Origin of the sequence: Colwellia echini, assembly GCF_002843355.2 — a bacterium.
GTDB lineage: Bacteria > Pseudomonadota > Gammaproteobacteria > Enterobacterales > Alteromonadaceae > Colwellia > Colwellia echini.
Genome location: NZ_PJAI02000012.1, coordinates 25,367 through 45,091 on the forward strand (window position 1 = coordinate 25,367; position 19,725 = coordinate 45,091).

Genomic DNA, 19,725 nt, shown 5'->3' on the forward strand with positions numbered 1-19,725 from the left:
TTTCTATTAAGTAGATAAATTATCTATTTTGCCCATTTGCTATTACTGTTATTTTTCTCCTAATAAAATAGCGGTTAACTTATTTAGTCCTTTGCCCTTATTAGTTATTTTCCAAGCCATAAATAGATCTTGTCTAACTTTATTCTCTGTTAAAGCTATTTCTGTTAATTGTCCTGACATAATATATTGTTGAGCGAGATATTTAGGTAAAAAGCCGATACCAATCCCAGCAATGATTGCATCAATTTTTTGCCCTATGCTACTGACATAAAAACGTTGTTTACCATCAATTACATTGACCGACCAAGGTATTTCATTTTTTGCTGAGTCGTGCACTACAACACTACGATATTTAGTCAATTCAGTTGTTGAAATCGACGTTCTAGCTTTTATGGATTCTTTTGAGGATTGGTTTGATGATTGCTTTGATGACTGCTTTGATGGCGGTTTTGACATTTCTTTTGATGAACTTGTTAATAATTGCGATGCAAATTGATAAGACTTACTAACCACCAAAACACTATCAAAATCACTAATTTTTATGGCTCTAATACCTTTTTGTACAGGAATTGGTGCGGGTGCTCCAATCACTAAATCAACTTTATCTTCAATTAAGGCTTCCCAAGTGCCATTCATTACCTCCTCCCGTACATCAATTTCAATATTTTCATGTTCGGTTAGAAAACGCTGAATGCCTGTAAATATAGGTTTAATATCAATAATTGAATCACAAGCAATACGAATTTTAGGTTCCCAACCATTCGCAATAGTTTGCGTTTGCTCAGATAAAGCATTAAGTGCCAATAAGACTTTACGCCCTTCAATCAATAAATGTTTACCTGCTGGCGTAAGTACAGATCGCCGACCTTGCCTAACAAATATGGTTACATTTAACTGTTCTTCTAGCTTTTGCACAATATAAGAAAGCGCTGAAGGGACTTTGTTTAGCTGCTCTGCTGCTGCAGCAAAGCTACCGCGATGTTCAATGGCGTCTAATACCAATAAAGCTTCAATACTCAGTGGCGGTGTATTCATTGTTTTATCTCATAATTTATTAAAGTTTAACCACAAAAAACTATTCAAATATTTTGAACAGTTCAAACAAATACTAGGGGTTATTCACTTAATATTCAACTTATACAATGGATACATAAAATACTTAACGGATAGAGGTTACGACCATGACATCAGTAAAAAATAGCTGGAACAGCAGTATTAAAAATGGCGAATATCAGCGTAAAGAATCACAATTTAGAAATTGGATCACTTCTGATGGTAGTGCGGGTATAAGCGGGCGTGATGGTTTTAAAGCAGAAGCGGGTCGTTATCATTTATACGTGTCACTCGCTTGCCCTTGGGCGCATCGCACCTTAGTTTTTCGTCAATTAAAAGGTTTAGAAGACTTAATTACCGTCAGTGTTGTTCATCCAGATATGCATGATAAAGGTTGGAGCTTTCATCATGATGAAGAATCAGCCAAGCGGTATGGCACCACAGGTGATGACTTATATAATGATGCTGTCAATACTGATTTAGCTCAAGAAAGTTATATCAGCGAAAAATACCTAGCTCAAGATCCAGATTATAGTGGCGTAAATAGCGTACCTATTTTATGGGACAAAAAAAATAAAGTGATAGTAAACAATGAGTCTTCTGAAATTATTAGGATGTTCAATAGTGCGTTTAACGATATTACAGGTAATACACGCGATTTTTATCCTGAAAGTTTACGAGAAAAAATTGATATCGAAAATGAATTTATTTATCACAACATTAATAATGGTGTTTACAAAACAGGTTTTGCAACAACGCAAGAGGCTTATGATAACAATGTAAGCAAGTTATTTTCAGCTTTAGATCTGCTTGACGATAAGTTATCGAAACAACGTTACTTAACAGGTAACGAGATAACCGAGGCAGATTGGCGTTTATGGGTTACCTTGGTACGTTTTGATTCGGTGTACCATACTCATTTTAAATGTAATTTAAAGCTGATTGAGCAGTACCATAATATTTATCATTACATGGTAGAACTATATCAACTACCTAATATTGCTAAAACCGTAAATGAAGCACATATAAAGCGTCATTATTACGCTAGCCATTTAAGGTTAAACCCTTACGGTATTGTACCCATAAGCCATCAGCAAGACTGGACTGTACCTCATAACCGAGACAAGCAGTTTAGCTAATAGCTACGGCTCTTAGTCATAGTATTATTACTGACTCTATTTGTACTTAATTATATTTACCATCGAGGGATACATTATGCTCAAACACTACTCTTATAAAAGCTTAGGAAATGCTAACCATGGTTGGCTTAAGTCTAAATTTCACTTTAGTTTTGCTAATTACTATAACCCTACCCGCATGGGGTTTGGTAAATTACGCGTGATTAACGATGATTGGATTGATGCTGGCACAGGCTTTCCCGCTCATCCTCACAAAAATATGGAGATTATTAGTTTTATAAGATCTGGCGTTATAACTCATCAAGATAACTTGGGCAATAAAGGTACAACACAAGAAGGAGAAGTACAGGTAATGAGTGCAGGAACAGGCATTGTGCACTCAGAATACAACCAAAGTGCTAAACCATTGACGCTTTACCAAATTTGGATCGAAACTAATAAACATAATGTAGCGCCTCGCTGGGAAACGAAAAAATTCCGTAATCAAGTAGACTCTGCACTAACTTTACTAGCTTCAGGCTACAGTGAAGATAAAGACAAAGCACTTTTTATCAATCAGGAAGCACGACTATATAGTGGCAAATTAGCACAAAGCACAGTTATAGAACATGACATTACCCATCAAGCGTATGTATTAGCTTCAAATGGTATGTTTATCATTGAGGATAATTCTGGTGTTGTTACCATGAATAAAGGCGATGGTTTGGAAGTGACTCAGTCTAAGTTTATTAGATTACGTGCTTCAACTGATTGTGAAATTATCATTATTGATAGCATTTGAAGGTGATAGACTTACTATTTCAATTGGTATTATGGCTATATGAATTAATATTGTTTCTTTAATCCCTAGCAACCCGCTTGGTTATTTCTTATAAACGCACTAAAATTGACTGTTGATCTTTCTTAGCCATGTTGCTAACTACAAGGTTAAATGAGTTATCCATCATGCGCTCAAGTTCCCCCAGCGGGATTGAGCCATCGAGTATAATGGTATTCCAAAGTTTTTTATTCATATGATATCCAGGGATCACCGACGGAAAAATATCACGTAACATTACCGCTTCATCGGCATCGCATTTCAAATTCATCCAATAACAATTACTTTGTGTATCTCCGCTGTCATCACTCTTACCCATTTTACCAACAGACAAGGTAGCAAACATTTTATTTTTAACTTTGAACACTTTGGTTTCTTCGCCGAACGGGAAGGTTATTTGAGCTTCAGGTTTACTTAGTAAATATTGCTCTGCTTGTTGTTGAGTTAAACTGGTCATTGTGGTGTCTTTTTATGGTAACTGGTTATAGTGAGTTAAGGTTGGTCAATAACGCCAGCTTTTCGTAAATGATTACGCACAATTTCAATACGTTCTGTATTCATATTGTTATAACTGTTACGACTGAAATTAAACGCAAAATAATGAACTCCTTGCGAATTTTCAACAAAACCAACATACCAACCTAATTTTAAAGTGCTGCTTTTGGTCTCATCATTAACCATATTATCGATAGTGCCCGTGCCTGTTTTGGCATACAGTAGATAATTATCGGTTGTTTCTACCAGCATTATAGCTTTTAAGGTATCAAGACTTTGTTGGCTCACTCCTAAATGACCTTGATTTAATTTTTGTAAAAACTCGATCTGCTCTATTGCTGATATCTTTAAGCTGCCATTAAGCCAAAAGTTATCTAAGCCCGAAGAAATATCTTCGTTACCATAAGTAAAATTTTCAATATAGGTTTTCATGGTTTCTTCACCTATATCTGTCGCGATTTGTCGATAAATAGGTACGATCGAAAATTTAAATGCGGCGGCAAGATTATATTCAGACAATTGCCAAGTTGATGGCCACCATGCCTCAGTAGGATATTTTTCCTTGTCATAGGTGAGTGACTGTTTAGCGCTCGTGATTAACTTACTGTCGAGTGCAATTAAACTATTAGGAATTTTAAACGTAGAAAACGGTGATAAACGCTCCTTTGCTCTAGCTTCATTGACAATTGACAGTATTTCATTAGCCTCACTAACCGATGAGGTTTGCATGACTTTTTCGCTACTATCACCAGTACGCGCATTTAAGTTTTCGTCGATAATCTCACTAACTGTTTCGCTGATATTTTCACTCAGTAACACGAAAGTACAATCGTTATTACTAGCCAAGCAAAGCTTATCACTTGCCAATAATGATGTGGTAAAGCCACTTAAAACTAATGTACTTATAATACTGAAAATATTAATATTTTTTTTCACGTAAATCTCTTTTAACGTTAATGACTATGTCAGAGTAACAACTACCAACAAACACTCTTTATTATAAAACTATACGTGGCTTCACATAAAGAAACAATAACATACATAAGGTTACTCTATTTATGTCACTGTTTAGGGTGACAAATGTATATTTACTGTCACAATGGAATAATGAATTATCACCAGGAAGATGAATGAAAACTTTTTTTATTTTAGTTTTTATACTATTAAGTTATCGCTGTTTTGCCACCGAACAAGCTGAAGAGATATTTGCTCAATTAACTCCCTCCCTTTACCAAATAAAATTAATTGATAAGGCCAGCGGCGAAAAGTCGTCAATCGGCTCAGGCTTTCAAATAAGTAAAGACGGTATTATTGCGACTAATTATCATGTTATTTCAAGTTATGCCCGCCACCCTGATAAATACCGAATTGAATATTTAGATCACAACGGCAATACCGGTGAAATGGATTTAGTTAGTGTTGATGTAATCAACGATCTAGCTTTGGTAAAACGTCCCACTGTAAGTGATATGCCTTATTTTTTACTCTCAGATAGAGAGCCAATTAAGGGTGAGCAGTTATTTGCCTTAGGTAATCCTCATGATTTAGGCATGATTGTAGTGCCGGGTACTTATAATGGTTTGAAAAAAGAATCTTTTAATGAACGTATTCATTTTACTGGTTCAATAAATTCGGGCATGAGTGGCGGTCCAGTTGTTAATAACAATGAAAAGGTTGTTGGGATTAATGTAGCAACATCAGGCAATCAAATTGGCTTTTTAGTGCCCCATGATAAATTGGTAACGTTATTTAAGGCGTACAACAACCGAGTGCAAACTGCGGTTGAACCAGTAGCTAAAGATCACATTGAAAAGCAAATAGCTGAGCAATTATTTGCCAATCAAAACAAATTAATGGACGCTTTATTGAATAACACTTGGCAAAGCAAAGAGCTGGCAGGTAAAGCAATGATCCCAATTATTGATGTACCTTTTATTCGTTGCTGGGGTGATTCTAATGCAGATAAAACCGATGCCATTATTGAAGCGGTTATCGCCAACTGTTCGTTAGATGAGAGTACCTACTTATCATCACACTTTTTTACTGGTGGTGTAGAGATAGAATTTCGTTATATGCGTGCAAAAGACTTAAGTGATGATAAATTTTATCATTTATATCAACAACAAATTTCACATGCAGGCCCCGGTAATAGGGCAATGAAAGAAGATGTGAGTGAATATCAGTGTCGCCATGATTTAATTATGCCTGAAAGTACAATCAATACCGACAAAGTTATTAATAATAAAACTATTTTCTGTACTAGAGCTTATAAAGACTTCTCAGGCTTGTTCGACGTTCTGTATTTAAGTGCCAGTGTTGATAAAAACCAACAGGGCTTAGTTAGTCACTTTACTATAGCGGGTGTTAATCAAGAAAATGCCATGGCATTCACGTCTAAATTTATGGAGGCGGTATCATGGAAATAAATAACCGCGTCAATAGAGATAATTCAATCAGCTTTGAGGATATTGATAAGCGTTCGAATAAAACTAACGACACCACATTTGTCGACTCCAATCGAATAAATGATGAGATTATTATTGAAGAGATCAGCCGTAATCACAAATTATTGCATCGTCACCGAATTAAGCAAAATAATATTAACATTGGCCGTGATTATCATAATGATATTATTTTAAGTGATCCTTATATTTGCCCAAAACATATATCATTACGTTATTCGCAAGGTGCTTGGTTACTTAGTGATAACGACTCGATTAATGGTACAAAACTAGAAAATAGTAACGATAAAAAACGAAAAAATAAGCGGGAAGTTAAACGAAATTTATCACAAGAGTCGCATCAACAAATCATTCACGACGGTGACATTATAACCTTGGGTAAAAGCCAATTAAGGGTGGTATTTAAAGATCACCACGTTGCAGATACCGTTGCGTTTAGTCCTTTTGAGCATATTATTGATATTATACGCAATCCTTTAGCAGTATTTTTAAGCATTGCTTTGTTTATGTTGATTGCCGCATATAATACTTATTTAAATCAACCGAGCGAAACCAATATAAGTCAATTATTCGTTGGTGCGTTTAGCAAAAGCATACTATTTGCTTTATGGCCTATTTGTATAGCGCTTATTTCCCACCTGACAAAAAATGAACCACGTATATTGGCTCAGCTTGGTATTAGTTTTACCTTTTATATACTGATATGGATTGTTAACTTAATAGAAGAGGTTATTATTTTTAACACTGCGAGCAATCCTGTTATGGATATAGCTAGCACCTTGCTTGCCGTTAGCATGGCTTTTAGTTTGTTTTGGCTCAACTGTTATATTGGTTATCATCTAAGCGCTAAACGAAGAATAAGTGTTGCTCTATGTATCACAATATTATTATTTGGTGGTAGCTACTTATTGCAATACAGTAAAAAGCCGGAGTTTGATCCAATGCCTCGATATGATGCAACCATTATGGCTCCTAGTTATTTGTTAGCGCCAAGTAACAATGTAGCTGACTTTATTGAGGAAAGTAAAAACTTGTTCACTCAGGCGAGTGAAGCAGCACAATCTGAGGACTAGGTGCTAGGTGCTAGGTGCTAGGTGCTAGGTGCTAGGTGCTAGGTGCTAGGTAAAATAAAAGGCTTGTTTTCGTTAAAAAACAAGCCTTTTTTATAACTTATAAATACTCAATTTACGGGCGAGGAATAAAACCAACTGCATCATATACCGAAGTAAGTATTGTTGAAGCTCGTGCAGAAGCCTTTTCGGCGCCACTGCGCATTACTTCATCTAAGAAACCTTGGTCAGCTCGATATTCATGGAACCTAGTTTGAATTGGCTCAAGTAGAGCAACTACAGCATTCGCTACATCACCTTTCAAATGACCATACATTTTATCTTCATACGCGGGTACTAAATCTGCTACTGAAGTCCCTGTTGCACAAGACAATAAAGATAACAAGTTTGAAACCCCAGGTTTTTCTTCAAGATTATAATAAATACGCGCTTGTTCGTCTGAATCGGTTACGGCGCGTTTTATTTTTTTAGCAATCTTTTTCGGGTCTTCTAATAAGCCAATAAAGTTACCCGGATTAACATCTGACTTAGACATTTTCTTGGTAGGTTCAAGTAAACTCATTACACGAGCACCATGCTCAGGAATAAATGGATCTGGCACTTTAAAAATATCACCGTGTAGATTATTAAAGCGCGTGGCAATATCTCTAGCTAATTCTAAATGTTGTTTTTGATCATCACCAACAGGCACACGATCAGCACCATAAAGTAAAATGTCGGCAGCCATTAAGACAGGGTAAGTAAATAAACCTGAATTCATATTCGCTTCAGACTTTTGAGACTTATCTTTATATTGGGTCATGCGGTTAAGCTCACCCATTTGCGTATAACAGTTAAGCACCCAACTTAGTTGGGAATGCTCTGGCACATGTGATTGAATAAAAATGGTACTTTGTTCAGGATCAACACCACACGCTAAATATAAAGCTAAACCATCTAACGTTGCCTTACGTAAATCTTCAGGGTTAGGACGTACGGTAATAGCATGCTGATTAACTAGCATGTAATAACATTCGTGTGTAGATTGCATATTAACCCATTGCTTTAATGCGCCTAAATAATTACCAATAGTTAACTCGCCAGACGGCTGACAGCCACTTAATACAATAGGTTTACTTGTCATTATTTACCCTTAAACTTCTGAATACTCTACTTAATTTAGCTGTGTTCATCACAACTGCTTATTTTCTAATAGCTTACTCGCACAGCGCGTTAATAATTATTGGTTAACTTTCGCCAACTCTGCACGCATTTCATCAATTGCGACTTTATAATCTACTTGTGAAAAAATAGCTGAACCGGCAACAAACATATCAGCACCTGCCGCTGCTATTTCAGCAATATTGTTAGCTTTAACACCGCCATCAACTTGTAATCGAATATCATAACCACTTTGCTTAATTTTTTCTTTAACTAAGCGTAATTTATCTAATGTAGTCGGAATAAAAGATTGCCCGCCAAAACCAGGGTTTACCGACATTAATAAAATAACGTCAAGCTTATCCATCACAAAGTCTAAACATTGTAGAGGCGTCGCAGGATTTAAAACTAAACCGGCTTTACAGCCGCTGTCTTTGATTAGCTGTAAGTTTCTATCAATATGATCACTGGCTTCAGGATGGAAACTAATAATATCCGCTCCAGCTTCTGCAAACTTAGGAATAAGTGAATCTACATTCTTTACCATTAAATGCACGTCAATAGGTGCGTTAATACCATAATCACGTAACGACTTACATATCATCGGGCCAAACGTTAGGTTAGGTACAAAATGATTATCCATCACATCGAAATGAACAACATCTGCACCTGCTGCTAATACCTTAGCAACATCGTCACCTAAACGAGCAAAGTCGGCAGACAAAATAGAAGGAGCAATTAAATAATCAGACATAGAAATAACCGAACAATAAAATTTGTCTTATTTTACCTAATGCTACGCAATTAATGAAGATATAAAGTACCTACTCGTTTAATTAACGAGACGCACCAGCTGCGCGCACCAACTTGGCAACTGTGCACCAAAAAAGCACAAACCAGAGTGACATAAATATTTAATAAAAGTTCAATAAAATTTTAAACTATCGTAAGTTATTGTTTATTAGTTATATAATTTTATTTATGTTGTTTTTTTTTAATAGGCACTCAAATTGCTATATTCATACCAGACACATAACTTTAATAAAACTATCTTTAACTTTAAAAACATAGGAAATATTATGAAAAAATTATCATTTACTCTTGCCGCTTTATCTTTAGCAACAAGCGCTGCTTTCGTTTCAACTACAGCTTCTGCTGAGGTTTCTGCTAATGTTGCAGCAACTAGCAACTACTTATGGCGTGGTCTTGAACAAACAGGTGGTGCTCCAGCTATTTCTGGTGGTATTGACTATTCTGCTGATTCTGGTTTTTATGCGGGTACTTGGGTTTCAAACGCTTCTTGGGGCGATATGGAAACTGAATTAGATCTATACTTAGGTTTTAGCGGTAACTTCACAGAAGAATTATCATATGATGTTGGTTATATCTACTACGCTTACCCTGATTCACTTGCAAATGAAAATGACTTTTCTGAAATTTACGGTAGCCTTTCGTACAGCGGTTTATCTTTTGGTTTAGCTGTATTAGCAACAACTGAAGCTGGTGGTGAAGGTGGTGAATTTGGTGATTCAATTTATGCCAACCTTGATTACGGTTTTGATTTAGGTAACGACACAGAGCTTACTTTACATGTTGGTAACTACAGTGGTGATTTTTCAACTGAGTCAACAGACGTAAGTGCTGCAATCAGCAAAAGTAACTTCACTTTTGGTGTATCTAAAACAAGCTTTAAAGAAACTGTTAATGATGACAGTGAAGATTTAAAATTCTATGTTTCTTACTCTGTAGATATTTCATTATAATTTTAGATTTATAGATTAAATTTTTAATCGTTTATGAAAAACCTGATGGATAAAACCTTCAGGTTTTTTTTGTCTTTCTTTAAGTTCACCTCCATTTTCCTTCCCTATCAGTCAGAAAAGTGCCTTATCTCGCCTGATTATTAGCCACCTAAGCAAAATAATTAATTCAAAAGAATAATATGATTAATTAATACTGCTGATATTATAACCAAAAGAGGTTATTGCTAAGTTAAACTAATCAATGCATTCTTAATTAATAAGGTTTTCAGTAAGGAAATATCAATGAATTTTATTTCAACATTGAAGAGTGTTGCTGCTGCATTTTTCGGGGTGCAAAGTGATAAGAACAGAGCGCGTGATTTACAAGATGGGAAACTAAGTCACTTTATTATTATTAGTATAATAGCGGTTTTTATTTTTATTGCTGTCTTAGTTACTGTAGTAAGTTTAATTATCCCTTAGTAGCGTTACAAGTGGCAGCAAGCATCAGAGTGATTGAAACTCTTAATCATTTAACCTGAGCACTAAAACATTAATTTTATAGGTTATTTATACAAAGCCAGTAACTCGGCTACTTTTTTACGCTTCGTGGCACTCTGACTTATAGTTCGTGCAACCTTTATAGACTTGATTTTTGTTGCGTGCTCATAAATTTTACGCGTCCAAATCGTATCATGATTTGAAATAACCACAGTTACCTTACCGTTTTCACTGACTTCTTCGGCCGCATTAGCAAGATCGGCTTGCTCATCTAAACCAAAACCATTACCTGAATAACTAGTAAAGCTGGCCGTTTTACTTAGCGGTACGTATGGTGGATCGCAATAGACTACATCGCCAGCTTGAGCTCGCTCAAAAGTTGCTCGATAACCTTCACAGACAAAAGTTGCTTTTTGTGATTTTTCAGCGAAATAGTTAAGTTCTTTTTCAGGGAAATAAGGTCGTTTATATTTACCAAAAGGGACATTGTAGCCGCCTTTTTTGTTATAACGACATAAGCCATTATAACCATGTCGATTCATGTATAAAAAAACTAATGACCGAAAATAACTATCTTTACTTTCATTAAAATCACTACGCAGTTGGTAGTAAGTTTCAGCGTTATTATACTCTGGGGTAAAGAACTTTCGGGCGTCTTCAATGAAAGTCTCTGGTTGTTGTTGAATTATTTTGTAGAGATTGATTAAGTCTTGGTTAATGTCATTAAGAATATATTCATCATAGTCGGTATTAAGAAATACCGAGCCTGCGCCAACAAAAGGCTCAATAAGGCGGCTTTCTTTTGGAAGTATGTTTGAAATGACATCGCATAAGCTATATTTCCCGCCAGCCCACTTTAAAAATGCTCGATGTTTATTATTCATACTACCGACTAAATCCACGATTTCACTTAATAAAATTAAAGGCGGATTGTAGCTTGAATTACCCTTTAAAGGTATTTATTTCATTAATTACTGCTGAAATATCCTTAAGCCAAGGTTTACGAGCACTAAGGTTAGTGGGTAATAACCTTAGTGCTTCCTTAGCTGCAGCTTTGTTTGGATAAACTTGCGAAGTAACTACAATAAAGTTTTTCTCATTTAATAAGCGTTTATAACTATGAAGATTGTTTTCTCGGTTATCGTTTATAAAACGCTGCCAAAGTTGCTTGTCTGAAAAACCAGCAATCTGAATGACATAACCTTGATCATAAACAACCATTTGGTTTTTATAATAATGACCATCTATAGTAGTTAGTTTTTCCGACGATTTGTTTGTTATGCCCAAATCACCGATAACAGCATTACTTTCAGTGAAGCTACTTCCTGGAGCTTCTGCTGAGTTATTATTACTTGCCGCTAAGTTTAATGCAGACATTACATCTGCCGTTTCGGCTAACACTGGCTCAATGTTATTAATTTCTTCTGTTACTAATATTGCTGAGTTTATTTCTGCGCTCGAAGCTTGTGTGTTTATACTTGGTTCAAGCGCTGTATTTAATTCTGTTTGAGTTATGGCGGCGTTAATAATTTCCTGAGTACCGTTATAGCTTATTGACGACTCTGGCTTTATAACCATACTCGCTGTATTTTTCTTAGCTAAAACGTTGCTTTGCTTATTTAGCTCCGCAGTGACCAGTTTAAAGCCTAAAAAGATTAACCCAATCAAAACAAATATAACCGTCCCTAAACTTAATTTTTGAAATAATGTTAGGCTGATTTTAGTTTTTTTAGGTTTAATTTTATTATCAGTAAAGCTAATGATCTGTCCCGATTCAGCATCAATTACCGCTATTTTATTCTTAAATAATCCTTTATTTATTGATAACTGTTGTGCCGCTTCCATTAAACCAAAAATAACAACATTCACGAGTAAGTTATGCTTTTTAGCCTGATCGACTAATTGACATAGCTCATATTTAATTTGTAATGAAAGTGCGTGCGCATGGTCTATAACAATTGTAATAGCTTCACCATGTTGCTTAGCAAATTTTAAGACGCTGACCGCAAGCGATTGCTCAGGATCGAATAAGGTATTAACAAAAAGTTGTTCAATCAACCGACATCTTATTTGAATATCGTTAAGCTTGGTTGAGGCTGAAACAAAAGCAACATTAATTTGACTATTGTTTGCTGCAGAATTTGCATCACTAGAACTTGAGCCATTAGACAAGCTAACAAGATATTGACTAGCGATTTGGGAATATTGCGCAGCGTTATCGCCAACAACTAATACGGCTTGCTTAGCAAAACGTAGGTTGTAATCTATACGAGTAGTAACACTAATATCTGAAATAGAATTAGCTGAGTTTTGTTTAGCGGTAGTCATCCGTTCATCTTCCGACAAGTTTTTGCTACTGCGATGTGATGATAAAATGTTTGCTAATGCAGACATGTTCAATCCTTCTATACGTATACTCTTATTACTGTGTACTACTACACAGTAATAAGAAAATAATTATAGAATTTGTTGAAGTGTCTCTGGCGTTACATCGTCACGAATTTCAGACTTGCCTATCGCGGTAGGAATGATAAATCTAAGTTTACCAGCGATATTCTTTTTATCACGACGCATATGTGGCATAAATTCAGCAAAGCCCATATTTTTTGGGGCATCGATAGGGAGATCAAATGCTGAAATTAAGTTTTCCATTCGTCGTAAATCTGACACTTCAAGCAAATTCATTGCTACTGCTAACTTAGCAGCAAGTACCATGCCAGTAGCAACAGCTTCGCCATGTAACCAAACACCGTATCCCTGTTCCGATTCAATAGCATGACCGAAAGTATGACCAAGATTTAGTAACGCTCTATTACCAGCTTCTTTCTCATCATTAGCAACGATATCAGCCTTACACTGACAACATGTTTCTATCATTTTGGCTAAGACTGTTTTATCACCTGCCTTTATCGCGGTAATATTTTCTTCTAACCAGATGAAAAAATCTTTATCACCTAAAATGCCGTATTTAATTACTTCGGCCATGCCTGCATTAAATTCTCGAACTGGTAATGTAGATAGACTGTCAAGATCGATAAAAACCGCTTTAGGTTGATAAAAAGCACCCACCATGTTTTTACCCAAAGGGTGATTAATCGCAGTTTTACCGCCTACTGAAGAGTCTACTTGTGAAAGTAGCGTAGTAGGTATCTGGATAAAGTTAATACCACGTTGGTAACATGCGGCAGCAAAGCCGGTAATATCACCGATAACACCGCCACCTAATGCAATTAATGTTGTATCTCTACCGTGCTCATTTGCTAGGAGGTGTGACATGATAACATCGAAATTAGCTAAGCTTTTCTCTGCTTCACCATCAGGTAATATCACTTCATCAACCGCGAAGTTTGTTAACTTAGCTTTTAATGATTCAAGGTATAATGGCGCAACGATATCGTTTGAAACAATACAAACTCGTTTAGCGTGGATATGTGATGACAACAAGTCTGTATTATTTAACAAACCTGAATCAATATAGATCGGATAACTACGTGTGCCTAAATCAAGATTAAGAGTTGCCATAACAGATCGCTAAGTGTTCCAACAGAAGGTATTTGTGATTGAATTAGTTGAAGCTCGAATATTAGAAATCGAGCTTTTCAATAATTTTATGTGCGACAACTTTCGCGCTTTGATCATCAGTTTGTACAATAACATCTGCAATTTCTTCATAAAGAGGATTGCGCGCTAAGGCAAGGCTTTCTAATACCGTTCTAGGTTCTTCTTCTGTTTGCAATAAAGGACGGCGACGGTCTCGTTGAGTACGAGCCACTTGCTTATCAATTGTTGTTTCAAGATAAACAACAATACCACGTGCAGATAAATGATTACGAGTATTAGTGCTAATAACTGAACCACCACCAGTAGCTAAAACAATACCTTGTTTTTCACTTAAATCTTCAATAACGGTTTCTTCACGTTTACGAAAGCCTTCTTCGCCTTCTAGATCAAAAACCCAAGCAATATCTGCACCCGTACGACGTTCTATCTCTTGATCAGAGTCAAAAAATTCAAGATGTAATCTGTCAGCTATTTCTCTACCGATAGTACTTTTACCGGCACCCATAGGGCCTATAAGGAATATGTTACGTTTTTCTGCCATTAGATTTACTTAATACTCAATTTGTTATCGGAATAGTCAAAAGCTTTAAGATGATATAATTAGCTTTAAACTCAAGAGAGGTCTCCCTCGGAAATTTCAAGGGCGTAATTATCGCAATTGTTCACTATAAATTGCAAGTAACAATAACATTAAGTTAGTTAAAAACGCGCTGAAAACTAAAAAATCCATCAAATGCCGCGATAAAACGTCATTTGATGGATTTTTACAATTATTTCACTTAGAACTGTTCAGTAACAATTCTAGGGGTAACGAAAATTAATAGCTCTTTTTTCTCGTTTAATTGGCTAGTATTTCTGAACAACCAACCTAGGTACGGAATATCACCTAGTACTGGGATTTTTGACACTGTACTGATTATTGCTTGTTGATAAATACCACCAAGTACAACAGTTTCGCCATTACTTACTAATACTTGCGTACCAATGCGCTGAGTATCAATTGCCGGAGCTAAACCACTTCTGATTTCAGATACTGTATCTTGAGTTACCACTAAGTCTAAGATTATTTTATCATCAGGAGTGATATGTGGTGTTACGGTTAAACTTAAAACCGCTTTCTTAAATTGCGTTGCTGTTGCACCACTTGATGAGGCCTCTTGATAAGGAATCTCTACACCCTGTTCAATATACGCTTCTTTTTGGTTTGCTGTAGTAATACGTGGACTTGCAATTACTTCACCTTTACTTTCTTTTTCAAGAGCAGATAATTCAAGGTCTAAGATTGTACCATTAGCAAGTTTGGCAACTTGGAAAGCAATTGTACCTGCAGCACCAGTAACAGGAAGGTTAACATTTAGTCCATCAACGCCGGAAGGTGCAGCACCAACTCCACCATTACCAATTCCATTAGCAGCATTAGTTCCTTCGATAGTACCTGAGGTTGCGAATTCACCATCTGTATTCGTAACACCCCAACGAATACCAAGTTCTTCATTCATGTTATCTTTTACGGTAACCATACGTGCTTCAATCACCACTTGGCGTACAGCAACATCAAGAATAGTTACCATTCTTTTAATATCTTCAATGCTGCCTGCGGTATCACGAATTAATAACGTGTTAGTACGTTCATCAACAGACACGCTGCCACGTGCTGATAATATACTGGTATCTTCATTCTTAATTAATTCTGCGAACTCTGCTGCTTTAGCATAATTAATTTGTACATATTCAGAATATAAAGGCGCTAATTCTTCTACTTGCTGCTTAGCTTGTAAAGTTTGCGCTTCTCGAGCGGCTAATTCATCGCTAGGGGCCACCATTAAGATGTTACCTTGCATACGCTTGTCTAGACCTTTCACTTTAAGAATAATACTTAATGCTTGATCCCAAGGTACACCGTCAAGACGCAAAGTAATGTTACCTGTAACGGTATCACTGATAATTAAGTTAAATTCATTGTAATCGGCAATAATCTGTAAAACTGTACGTACAGGAATATCCTGGAAACTTAACGAGATATTACGACCATTAAAATCATCAGTTTCACCTAAGTAAGTTGGTGCTTTTACTGGTTTAGCCTTAACAGTTAAAATAAATAAGTTATCTTCTTGCTCTTGAGTAAAAATAAAATCACTTTCTACATCAATAACAAGACGAGCATTACGCCCTTCTCTAAATGTTTCGATATTAGTTACTAAGGTACCAAAATCTGTTACATCTAGCTTATAAAGCATGTCATCGATGATTTCAGTATTATGAAATTCAACATTTAATTTACCTAATTTGTTATTAACATCTGCAGCTAACATATTGTCTTTTAAGTAAACTAAAACTTGACCTTCATTATCTTTGTTCAATCTAAAGTCAATCGACTCTACGTGATTGATAAACTGCTCACCCGCTGGACTTAAGGTTTCAACAATTTCAGCGGTTTCACCATAATTAAAGGTAATAGCAAACTCTTTATCATTATTTAATGAAACATCAAATACGCCCAATTTCTCTAAATTAATGAGCGCGACAACTTGACCTGACTTAGCATCTAAATTGATATCTTTAACACCCGCAAAATTAACCAAGGTTGCCTTTAAGTCTTTCTTAAATGCAGTAGCGTCAAAAGTTACTTCTACAAAAGCTGGTGTCATTGATGTTTTAACTTCAGGGAGTGCTTCAATCTTTTCTGCAAAACTGAAAACAAGAACAACTTGGTCGCTTTGAATAGTATTGTAAGAAATACCAACCACTTCATTATTATTTACGCTTGCGGCATGAGCCGACAATGACAACATTGTTGTTGATAAAATAAAAAAGGTTGTTAGCCAAATATTTTTAATAGCAATAAAGCCTTTATAATTTTTCGTTGTATTAAATAGCATTATTAATTCCTTTACTTATTTGACTCTTCAGATTGTACAATATTTAAAGTAGCTTCACGCTCTACCCAACACCCTGCACCATCTGGAGCTAATTCAATTATTTTCACTGTTTTTGCACTCACTTGAGTTATTCGGCCGTTATATAAGCCTAGATAATTTCCTACCGCTACACGATGTAAGCTTAAGTCTGAGGCTTCTAATAAAGCCCAAAGCATACTCGCATCACCTAAAGTGCCGCGCATAGTTAAATCACTTAATGCGTATTTCTCTAATGGTTGTTTGCGGCGATTACTATCGGGACTTAAACATCCTGCCATTTGTTGCATTTTTTGCTGAATAGCTTCAGGTTTCGGCAGTACAAAGGGACTACGTAAATCATCAGCAGAATAAGCGATATGAATAAAATCTTTAACTTCTGGCATAGGGTCAATATAACTAGTGGTAGTTGCTTTAACCTGCGCCATATGTGCTTTAATTTCTGTGGTATCATCAAAACAGCCTGAGATTAAAGTCAGTGCTATGACTCCAAATCCCATTGCAACTTTAGAAGTGGATGTATGCTTACTCATCGCTCAGCCTCCTCTTGATAACGATATGTCTTCGCTTGTAATTTTAAATTCAAGCTAGCAATATCATTTCTCTCAATCTTAATCTTAAAATCATGTAAGGTCACAATACGTGGTAAACCCGCAATTTTACTTACAAACTGACCAAATGAGTGGTAAGGACCAATAACTTCTATATCAATTGGTAATTCAATATATATTTCTTTACTGATTTCCGGTTGCCATTCTAACTTAACAAAATCAAGTCCACTGGTGGTGCCCACAAAAGTTATATCATCTAATAAACCAGGAATTTCATGGCTGTTAGGTAAGCTTCTTAATTGATTAGCAAAAGTGTCTTCAGCTTCAACCATTTGTGCACGAAACAAATCTAAATTTGCAGCAATATGATACTTAGTTTTATAAGACTGTTTAAGTGTGTTTTCTTCAGCATAACTCCGTTCAAGAGCTTCCATCTGATCGCTAATAAGCCCCATGTAGCCTAAAAACATAATCATAACTGCTAAAAATATTGCCAGCATCAACTTAGCGGCGGCAGGCCATTGCCCTATATTATCAAGTTCTAGATTGTCAAACTGGGATGCATCAAATTTCATTATTTGCCCCCCTCGTCATCAACTAAGCCTTTTATTTTTACTTTCATTTTAAAGCTACTCAGTAATTTAGGTGAACCATCATCTGCAGTGATAGATTCTGGCGTAGCATCAACAAATAAATCTGATAACTCAACCGCACGAATCATATTTGCTAAATGATTGTTTGACTCACTTTTACCCGTCAATTGTAGTGTATTACCTTGCTTTTCTAATTCAATGATGTAAATACCATTGGGAATTATTTTAGCTATTTCATCAAGTACTTGTGTACCTACATTTCGACTGCGTTGTAATTGCTCAACTACATTAATACGTTTTTGTAGTTCGGCTTTTTTATCATTCAATGTTTTGATTTCGGCAATCTGAATATCTAATTGCGCTATTTCATTCTTCAAATATTGATTTTTACTCGTTTGACCATCAATACGTGCTTGATAATAAAAATTAGCAGAAAGGACAAGCGCAAAAGCAATAATGCCAATTGCGGCAAGTAGGGTGAAATATTCTTTTTGTTGTGCCTTGAGTGCAGCTTCGCGCCAAGGAAGTAGATTTATATGTGCCATGGCGAGAAACTCCTTAAAGCCAAACCAGTTGCTACCATTAATTGTGGAGCAATTTTATCAAGTTTATCTTTATCAACTGATTCGCTAATAGTCATTTCATGAAATGGATTAGCTATTACGGTATGGATCCCAAGTTCATCAGTCAGTAAGCTGCCAATACCTTCCAAAGCTGCTGTTCCACCTGAAATTAATAAGTAATCAACTTTCTCTTGTCCACTCGTTGTTAAAAACATTTGAATAGCACGGCGAATTTGTTGCATTAGCACAGTATGAAAAGGGGCTAGTACTTCGAAGGTGTAATTAGGAGGTAAATCGTTAGAGGTTTTAGCTTCTTCAGCTTGCTCAAATGATTTGTTGTAATATGAAACAATAGAGCGAGTATATTGTTCACCACCAAACATTTGGTCACGACTATAGATGTGCTTTCCAGCATCAGTCGCAGAAAAAAGCGTTACTGTTGAACCAATATCAACAATAGCGACAACTTTATCTTTAGCATCTTCAGGAAGTTGAGTTAAACATAAATCGTATGCTCGACCGACCGCGTAAGACTCAACATCAATGACTTTAGCATGAAAGTCTCCTGCATCTAAGGCAGCAACACGTGCTTCAATAGATTCAGTACGTGCAGCACTAAGCAGCACATTAACTTTACTTGGATCAGACTCATTCACATCGAGAGTTTCAAAATCTAAACTTACTTCATCCAGTGGAAATGGAATTAAACTGTCAGCTTCAATTTCAATTTGACTCGCGAGTTCCTCTTCGGTTAAAGCGACATCCATATATATCACTTTAGTAATAACAGTTTGGCCAGAAACAGCGGCGGCGGCATCAATTGCTTTGGCTGAAATATTTTTTCTCAGTTTAGCAATTACATTACCTACAGCTTCTATATCTTGAATTTCGCGATCGACAACCGTTCCTCTCGGCATTAACTCGATTGCAAAGTCTTCAATTACAAAGCCTTCACTTCCCTGACTCAACAATACGGCTTTTGCCGAATGGGAACCAATATCAATTCCAACCATCATTGGGTTTTTATTTTTAAACAATTTGTCTAGCATAACGACCTACAATTTTATTTTTGTAATTATTTTAGACGCAAAATACGCATAAATACATTTATTACATGCTTTTA

General features: G+C 36.0%; 20 protein-coding genes. 6 read left to right on the top strand and 14 right to left on the bottom strand.

From position 1 onward, the window contains the following. Positions 1-48: 48 nt before the first annotated feature. Positions 49-1,035: a LysR substrate-binding domain-containing protein gene (locus CWS31_RS11265; protein ID WP_101345670.1), complete on the bottom strand. Its 987-nt coding sequence runs from the start codon at positions 1,033-1,035 to the stop codon at positions 49-51. A gap of 146 nt (positions 1,036-1,181) precedes the next feature. Between CWS31_RS11265 and CWS31_RS11270 the strand changes: the two genes are divergently transcribed. Together CWS31_RS11270 and CWS31_RS11275 are read left to right on the top strand one after the other, a co-directional pair. Then, positions 1,182-2,192: a glutathione S-transferase family protein gene (locus CWS31_RS11270; protein ID WP_101345669.1), complete on the top strand. Its 1,011-nt coding sequence runs from the start codon at positions 1,182-1,184 to the stop codon at positions 2,190-2,192. Between the two features lie 76 nt (positions 2,193-2,268). Then, positions 2,269-2,973 (top strand): pirin family protein, encoded by a 705-nt coding sequence (locus CWS31_RS11275; RefSeq protein WP_101345668.1) that lies wholly within the window; start codon positions 2,269-2,271, stop codon positions 2,971-2,973. Between the two features lie 88 nt (positions 2,974-3,061). Here the strand turns inward: CWS31_RS11275 and CWS31_RS11280 are convergent, their stop codons facing one another. Together CWS31_RS11280 and CWS31_RS11285 are read right to left on the bottom strand one after the other, a co-directional pair. Next, entirely contained in the window at positions 3,062-3,466 is a 405-nt protein-coding gene (locus CWS31_RS11280; RefSeq protein WP_101345667.1) for an MmcQ/YjbR family DNA-binding protein, read from the bottom strand. A 35-nt stretch (positions 3,467-3,501) separates the two neighbouring features. Then, positions 3,502-4,440 (bottom strand): penicillin-binding transpeptidase domain-containing protein, encoded by a 939-nt coding sequence (locus CWS31_RS11285; protein WP_101345666.1) that lies wholly within the window; start codon positions 4,438-4,440, stop codon positions 3,502-3,504. Positions 4,441-4,634: 194 nt separating this feature from the next. On the opposite strand from CWS31_RS11285, the gene CWS31_RS11290 reads away from it, so the two are divergent. After that, positions 4,635-5,930 (top strand): S1 family peptidase, encoded by a 1,296-nt coding sequence (locus CWS31_RS11290; protein ID WP_101345665.1) that lies wholly within the window; start codon positions 4,635-4,637, stop codon positions 5,928-5,930. After that, entirely contained in the window at positions 5,921-7,039 is a 1,119-nt protein-coding gene (locus CWS31_RS11295) for an FHA domain-containing protein (RefSeq protein ID WP_101345664.1), read from the top strand. The genes CWS31_RS11290 and CWS31_RS11295 overlap by 10 nt, the downstream gene beginning before the upstream one ends. A gap of 112 nt (positions 7,040-7,151) precedes the next feature. Here CWS31_RS11295 and trpS read toward each other — a convergent pair whose 3' ends face one another. Together trpS and rpe are read right to left on the bottom strand one after the other, a co-directional pair. Further along, positions 7,152-8,159: a tryptophan--tRNA ligase gene (trpS, locus tag CWS31_RS11300; RefSeq protein ID WP_101345663.1), complete on the bottom strand. Its 1,008-nt coding sequence runs from the start codon at positions 8,157-8,159 to the stop codon at positions 7,152-7,154. Positions 8,160-8,255: 96 nt separating this feature from the next. Next, positions 8,256-8,930, bottom strand: coding sequence for a ribulose-phosphate 3-epimerase (gene rpe, locus CWS31_RS11305; protein WP_101345662.1), 675 nt, complete (start codon positions 8,928-8,930; stop codon positions 8,256-8,258). 325 nt (positions 8,931-9,255) lie between these two features. On the opposite strand from rpe, the gene CWS31_RS11310 reads away from it, so the two are divergent. After that, positions 9,256-9,939, top strand: a complete 684-nt coding sequence (locus CWS31_RS11310; protein WP_101345661.1) for a TorF family putative porin — start codon at positions 9,256-9,258, stop codon at positions 9,937-9,939. Between the two features lie 282 nt (positions 9,940-10,221). Further along, positions 10,222-10,401 (top strand): DUF2970 domain-containing protein, encoded by a 180-nt coding sequence (locus tag CWS31_RS11315; protein WP_101345660.1) that lies wholly within the window; start codon positions 10,222-10,224, stop codon positions 10,399-10,401. An 83-nt stretch (positions 10,402-10,484) separates the two neighbouring features. Here the strand turns inward: CWS31_RS11315 and CWS31_RS11320 are convergent, their stop codons facing one another. The 9 genes from CWS31_RS11320 to CWS31_RS11360 all read right to left on the bottom strand — a co-directional run bounded on the left by CWS31_RS11320 (position 10,485) and on the right by CWS31_RS11360 (position 19,651). Then, the gene (locus tag CWS31_RS11320; protein WP_101345689.1) at positions 10,485-11,303 is read right to left on the bottom strand and encodes a Dam family site-specific DNA-(adenine-N6)-methyltransferase; all 819 of its coding nucleotides are present in this window, start codon (positions 11,301-11,303) and stop codon (positions 10,485-10,487) included. Positions 11,304-11,361: 58 nt separating this feature from the next. After that, positions 11,362-12,813 (bottom strand): SPOR domain-containing protein, encoded by a 1,452-nt coding sequence (locus CWS31_RS11325; RefSeq protein ID WP_101345659.1) that lies wholly within the window; start codon positions 12,811-12,813, stop codon positions 11,362-11,364. 63 nt (positions 12,814-12,876) lie between these two features. After that, positions 12,877-13,941 carry a 3-dehydroquinate synthase gene (gene aroB / locus CWS31_RS11330; protein WP_101345658.1) on the bottom strand — a complete coding sequence of 355 codons (1,065 nt, stop codon included), beginning with the start codon at positions 13,939-13,941 and terminating at the stop codon, positions 12,877-12,879. Between the two features lie 61 nt (positions 13,942-14,002). Continuing rightward, a complete protein-coding gene (gene aroK, locus CWS31_RS11335) occupies positions 14,003-14,521 on the bottom strand; it encodes a shikimate kinase AroK (protein WP_101345657.1) in 519 nt (172 codons plus the stop codon). Positions 14,522-14,759: 238 nt separating this feature from the next. After that, positions 14,760-16,859: a type IV pilus secretin PilQ gene (locus CWS31_RS11340; protein WP_101345656.1), complete on the bottom strand. Its 2,100-nt coding sequence runs from the start codon at positions 16,857-16,859 to the stop codon at positions 14,760-14,762. 11 nt (positions 16,860-16,870) lie between these two features. After that, the gene (locus CWS31_RS11345) at positions 16,871-17,428 is read right to left on the bottom strand and encodes a pilus assembly protein PilP (RefSeq protein ID WP_101345655.1); all 558 of its coding nucleotides are present in this window, start codon (positions 17,426-17,428) and stop codon (positions 16,871-16,873) included. Then, on the bottom strand, positions 17,425-18,021 hold the full coding sequence (locus tag CWS31_RS11350) for a type IV pilus inner membrane component PilO (RefSeq protein WP_101345654.1): 597 nt from the start codon (positions 18,019-18,021) through the stop codon (positions 17,425-17,427). Before CWS31_RS11350 ends, CWS31_RS11345 begins: the two co-directional genes overlap by 4 nt. Then, positions 18,021-18,584: a PilN domain-containing protein gene (locus CWS31_RS11355; RefSeq protein WP_101345653.1), complete on the bottom strand. Its 564-nt coding sequence runs from the start codon at positions 18,582-18,584 to the stop codon at positions 18,021-18,023. Before CWS31_RS11355 ends, CWS31_RS11350 begins: the two co-directional genes overlap by 1 nt. Then, entirely contained in the window at positions 18,572-19,651 is a 1,080-nt protein-coding gene (locus CWS31_RS11360) for a pilus assembly protein PilM (protein ID WP_101345652.1), read from the bottom strand. Before CWS31_RS11360 ends, CWS31_RS11355 begins: the two co-directional genes overlap by 13 nt. Between the last annotated feature and the right edge of the window lie 74 nt (positions 19,652-19,725).

What these genes read in the sequence shown, in the direction of transcription:
- CWS31_RS11265 (WP_101345670.1), bottom strand. Translation starts at nt 1,035, where the DNA reads ATGAATACACCGCCACTGAGTATTGAAGCTTTATTGGTATTAGACGCC.
- CWS31_RS11270 (WP_101345669.1), top strand. Translation starts at nt 1,182, where the DNA reads ATGACATCAGTAAAAAATAGCTGGAACAGCAGTATTAAAAATGGCGAA.
- CWS31_RS11275 (WP_101345668.1), top strand. Translation starts at nt 2,269, where the DNA reads ATGCTCAAACACTACTCTTATAAAAGCTTAGGAAATGCTAACCATGGT.
- CWS31_RS11280 (WP_101345667.1), bottom strand. Translation starts at nt 3,466, where the DNA reads ATGACCAGTTTAACTCAACAACAAGCAGAGCAATATTTACTAAGTAAA.
- CWS31_RS11290 (WP_101345665.1), top strand. Translation starts at nt 4,635, where the DNA reads ATGAAAACTTTTTTTATTTTAGTTTTTATACTATTAAGTTATCGCTGT.
- CWS31_RS11295 (WP_101345664.1), top strand. Translation starts at nt 5,921, where the DNA reads ATGGAAATAAATAACCGCGTCAATAGAGATAATTCAATCAGCTTTGAG.
- trpS (WP_101345663.1), bottom strand. Translation starts at nt 8,159, where the DNA reads ATGACAAGTAAACCTATTGTATTAAGTGGCTGTCAGCCGTCTGGCGAG.
- rpe (WP_101345662.1), bottom strand. Translation starts at nt 8,930, where the DNA reads ATGTCTGATTATTTAATTGCTCCTTCTATTTTGTCTGCCGACTTTGCT.
- CWS31_RS11310 (WP_101345661.1), top strand. Translation starts at nt 9,256, where the DNA reads ATGAAAAAATTATCATTTACTCTTGCCGCTTTATCTTTAGCAACAAGC.
- CWS31_RS11315 (WP_101345660.1), top strand. Translation starts at nt 10,222, where the DNA reads ATGAATTTTATTTCAACATTGAAGAGTGTTGCTGCTGCATTTTTCGGG.
- CWS31_RS11320 (WP_101345689.1), bottom strand. Translation starts at nt 11,303, where the DNA reads ATGAATAATAAACATCGAGCATTTTTAAAGTGGGCTGGCGGGAAATAT.
- CWS31_RS11325 (WP_101345659.1), bottom strand. Translation starts at nt 12,813, where the DNA reads ATGTCTGCATTAGCAAACATTTTATCATCACATCGCAGTAGCAAAAAC.
- aroB (WP_101345658.1), bottom strand. Translation starts at nt 13,941, where the DNA reads ATGGCAACTCTTAATCTTGATTTAGGCACACGTAGTTATCCGATCTAT.
- aroK (WP_101345657.1), bottom strand. Translation starts at nt 14,521, where the DNA reads ATGGCAGAAAAACGTAACATATTCCTTATAGGCCCTATGGGTGCCGGT.
- CWS31_RS11340 (WP_101345656.1), bottom strand. Translation starts at nt 16,859, where the DNA reads ATGCTATTTAATACAACGAAAAATTATAAAGGCTTTATTGCTATTAAA.
- CWS31_RS11345 (WP_101345655.1), bottom strand. Translation starts at nt 17,428, where the DNA reads ATGAGTAAGCATACATCCACTTCTAAAGTTGCAATGGGATTTGGAGTC.
- CWS31_RS11350 (WP_101345654.1), bottom strand. Translation starts at nt 18,021, where the DNA reads ATGAAATTTGATGCATCCCAGTTTGACAATCTAGAACTTGATAATATA.
- CWS31_RS11355 (WP_101345653.1), bottom strand. Translation starts at nt 18,584, where the DNA reads ATGGCACATATAAATCTACTTCCTTGGCGCGAAGCTGCACTCAAGGCA.
- CWS31_RS11360 (WP_101345652.1), bottom strand. Translation starts at nt 19,651, where the DNA reads ATGCTAGACAAATTGTTTAAAAATAAAAACCCAATGATGGTTGGAATT.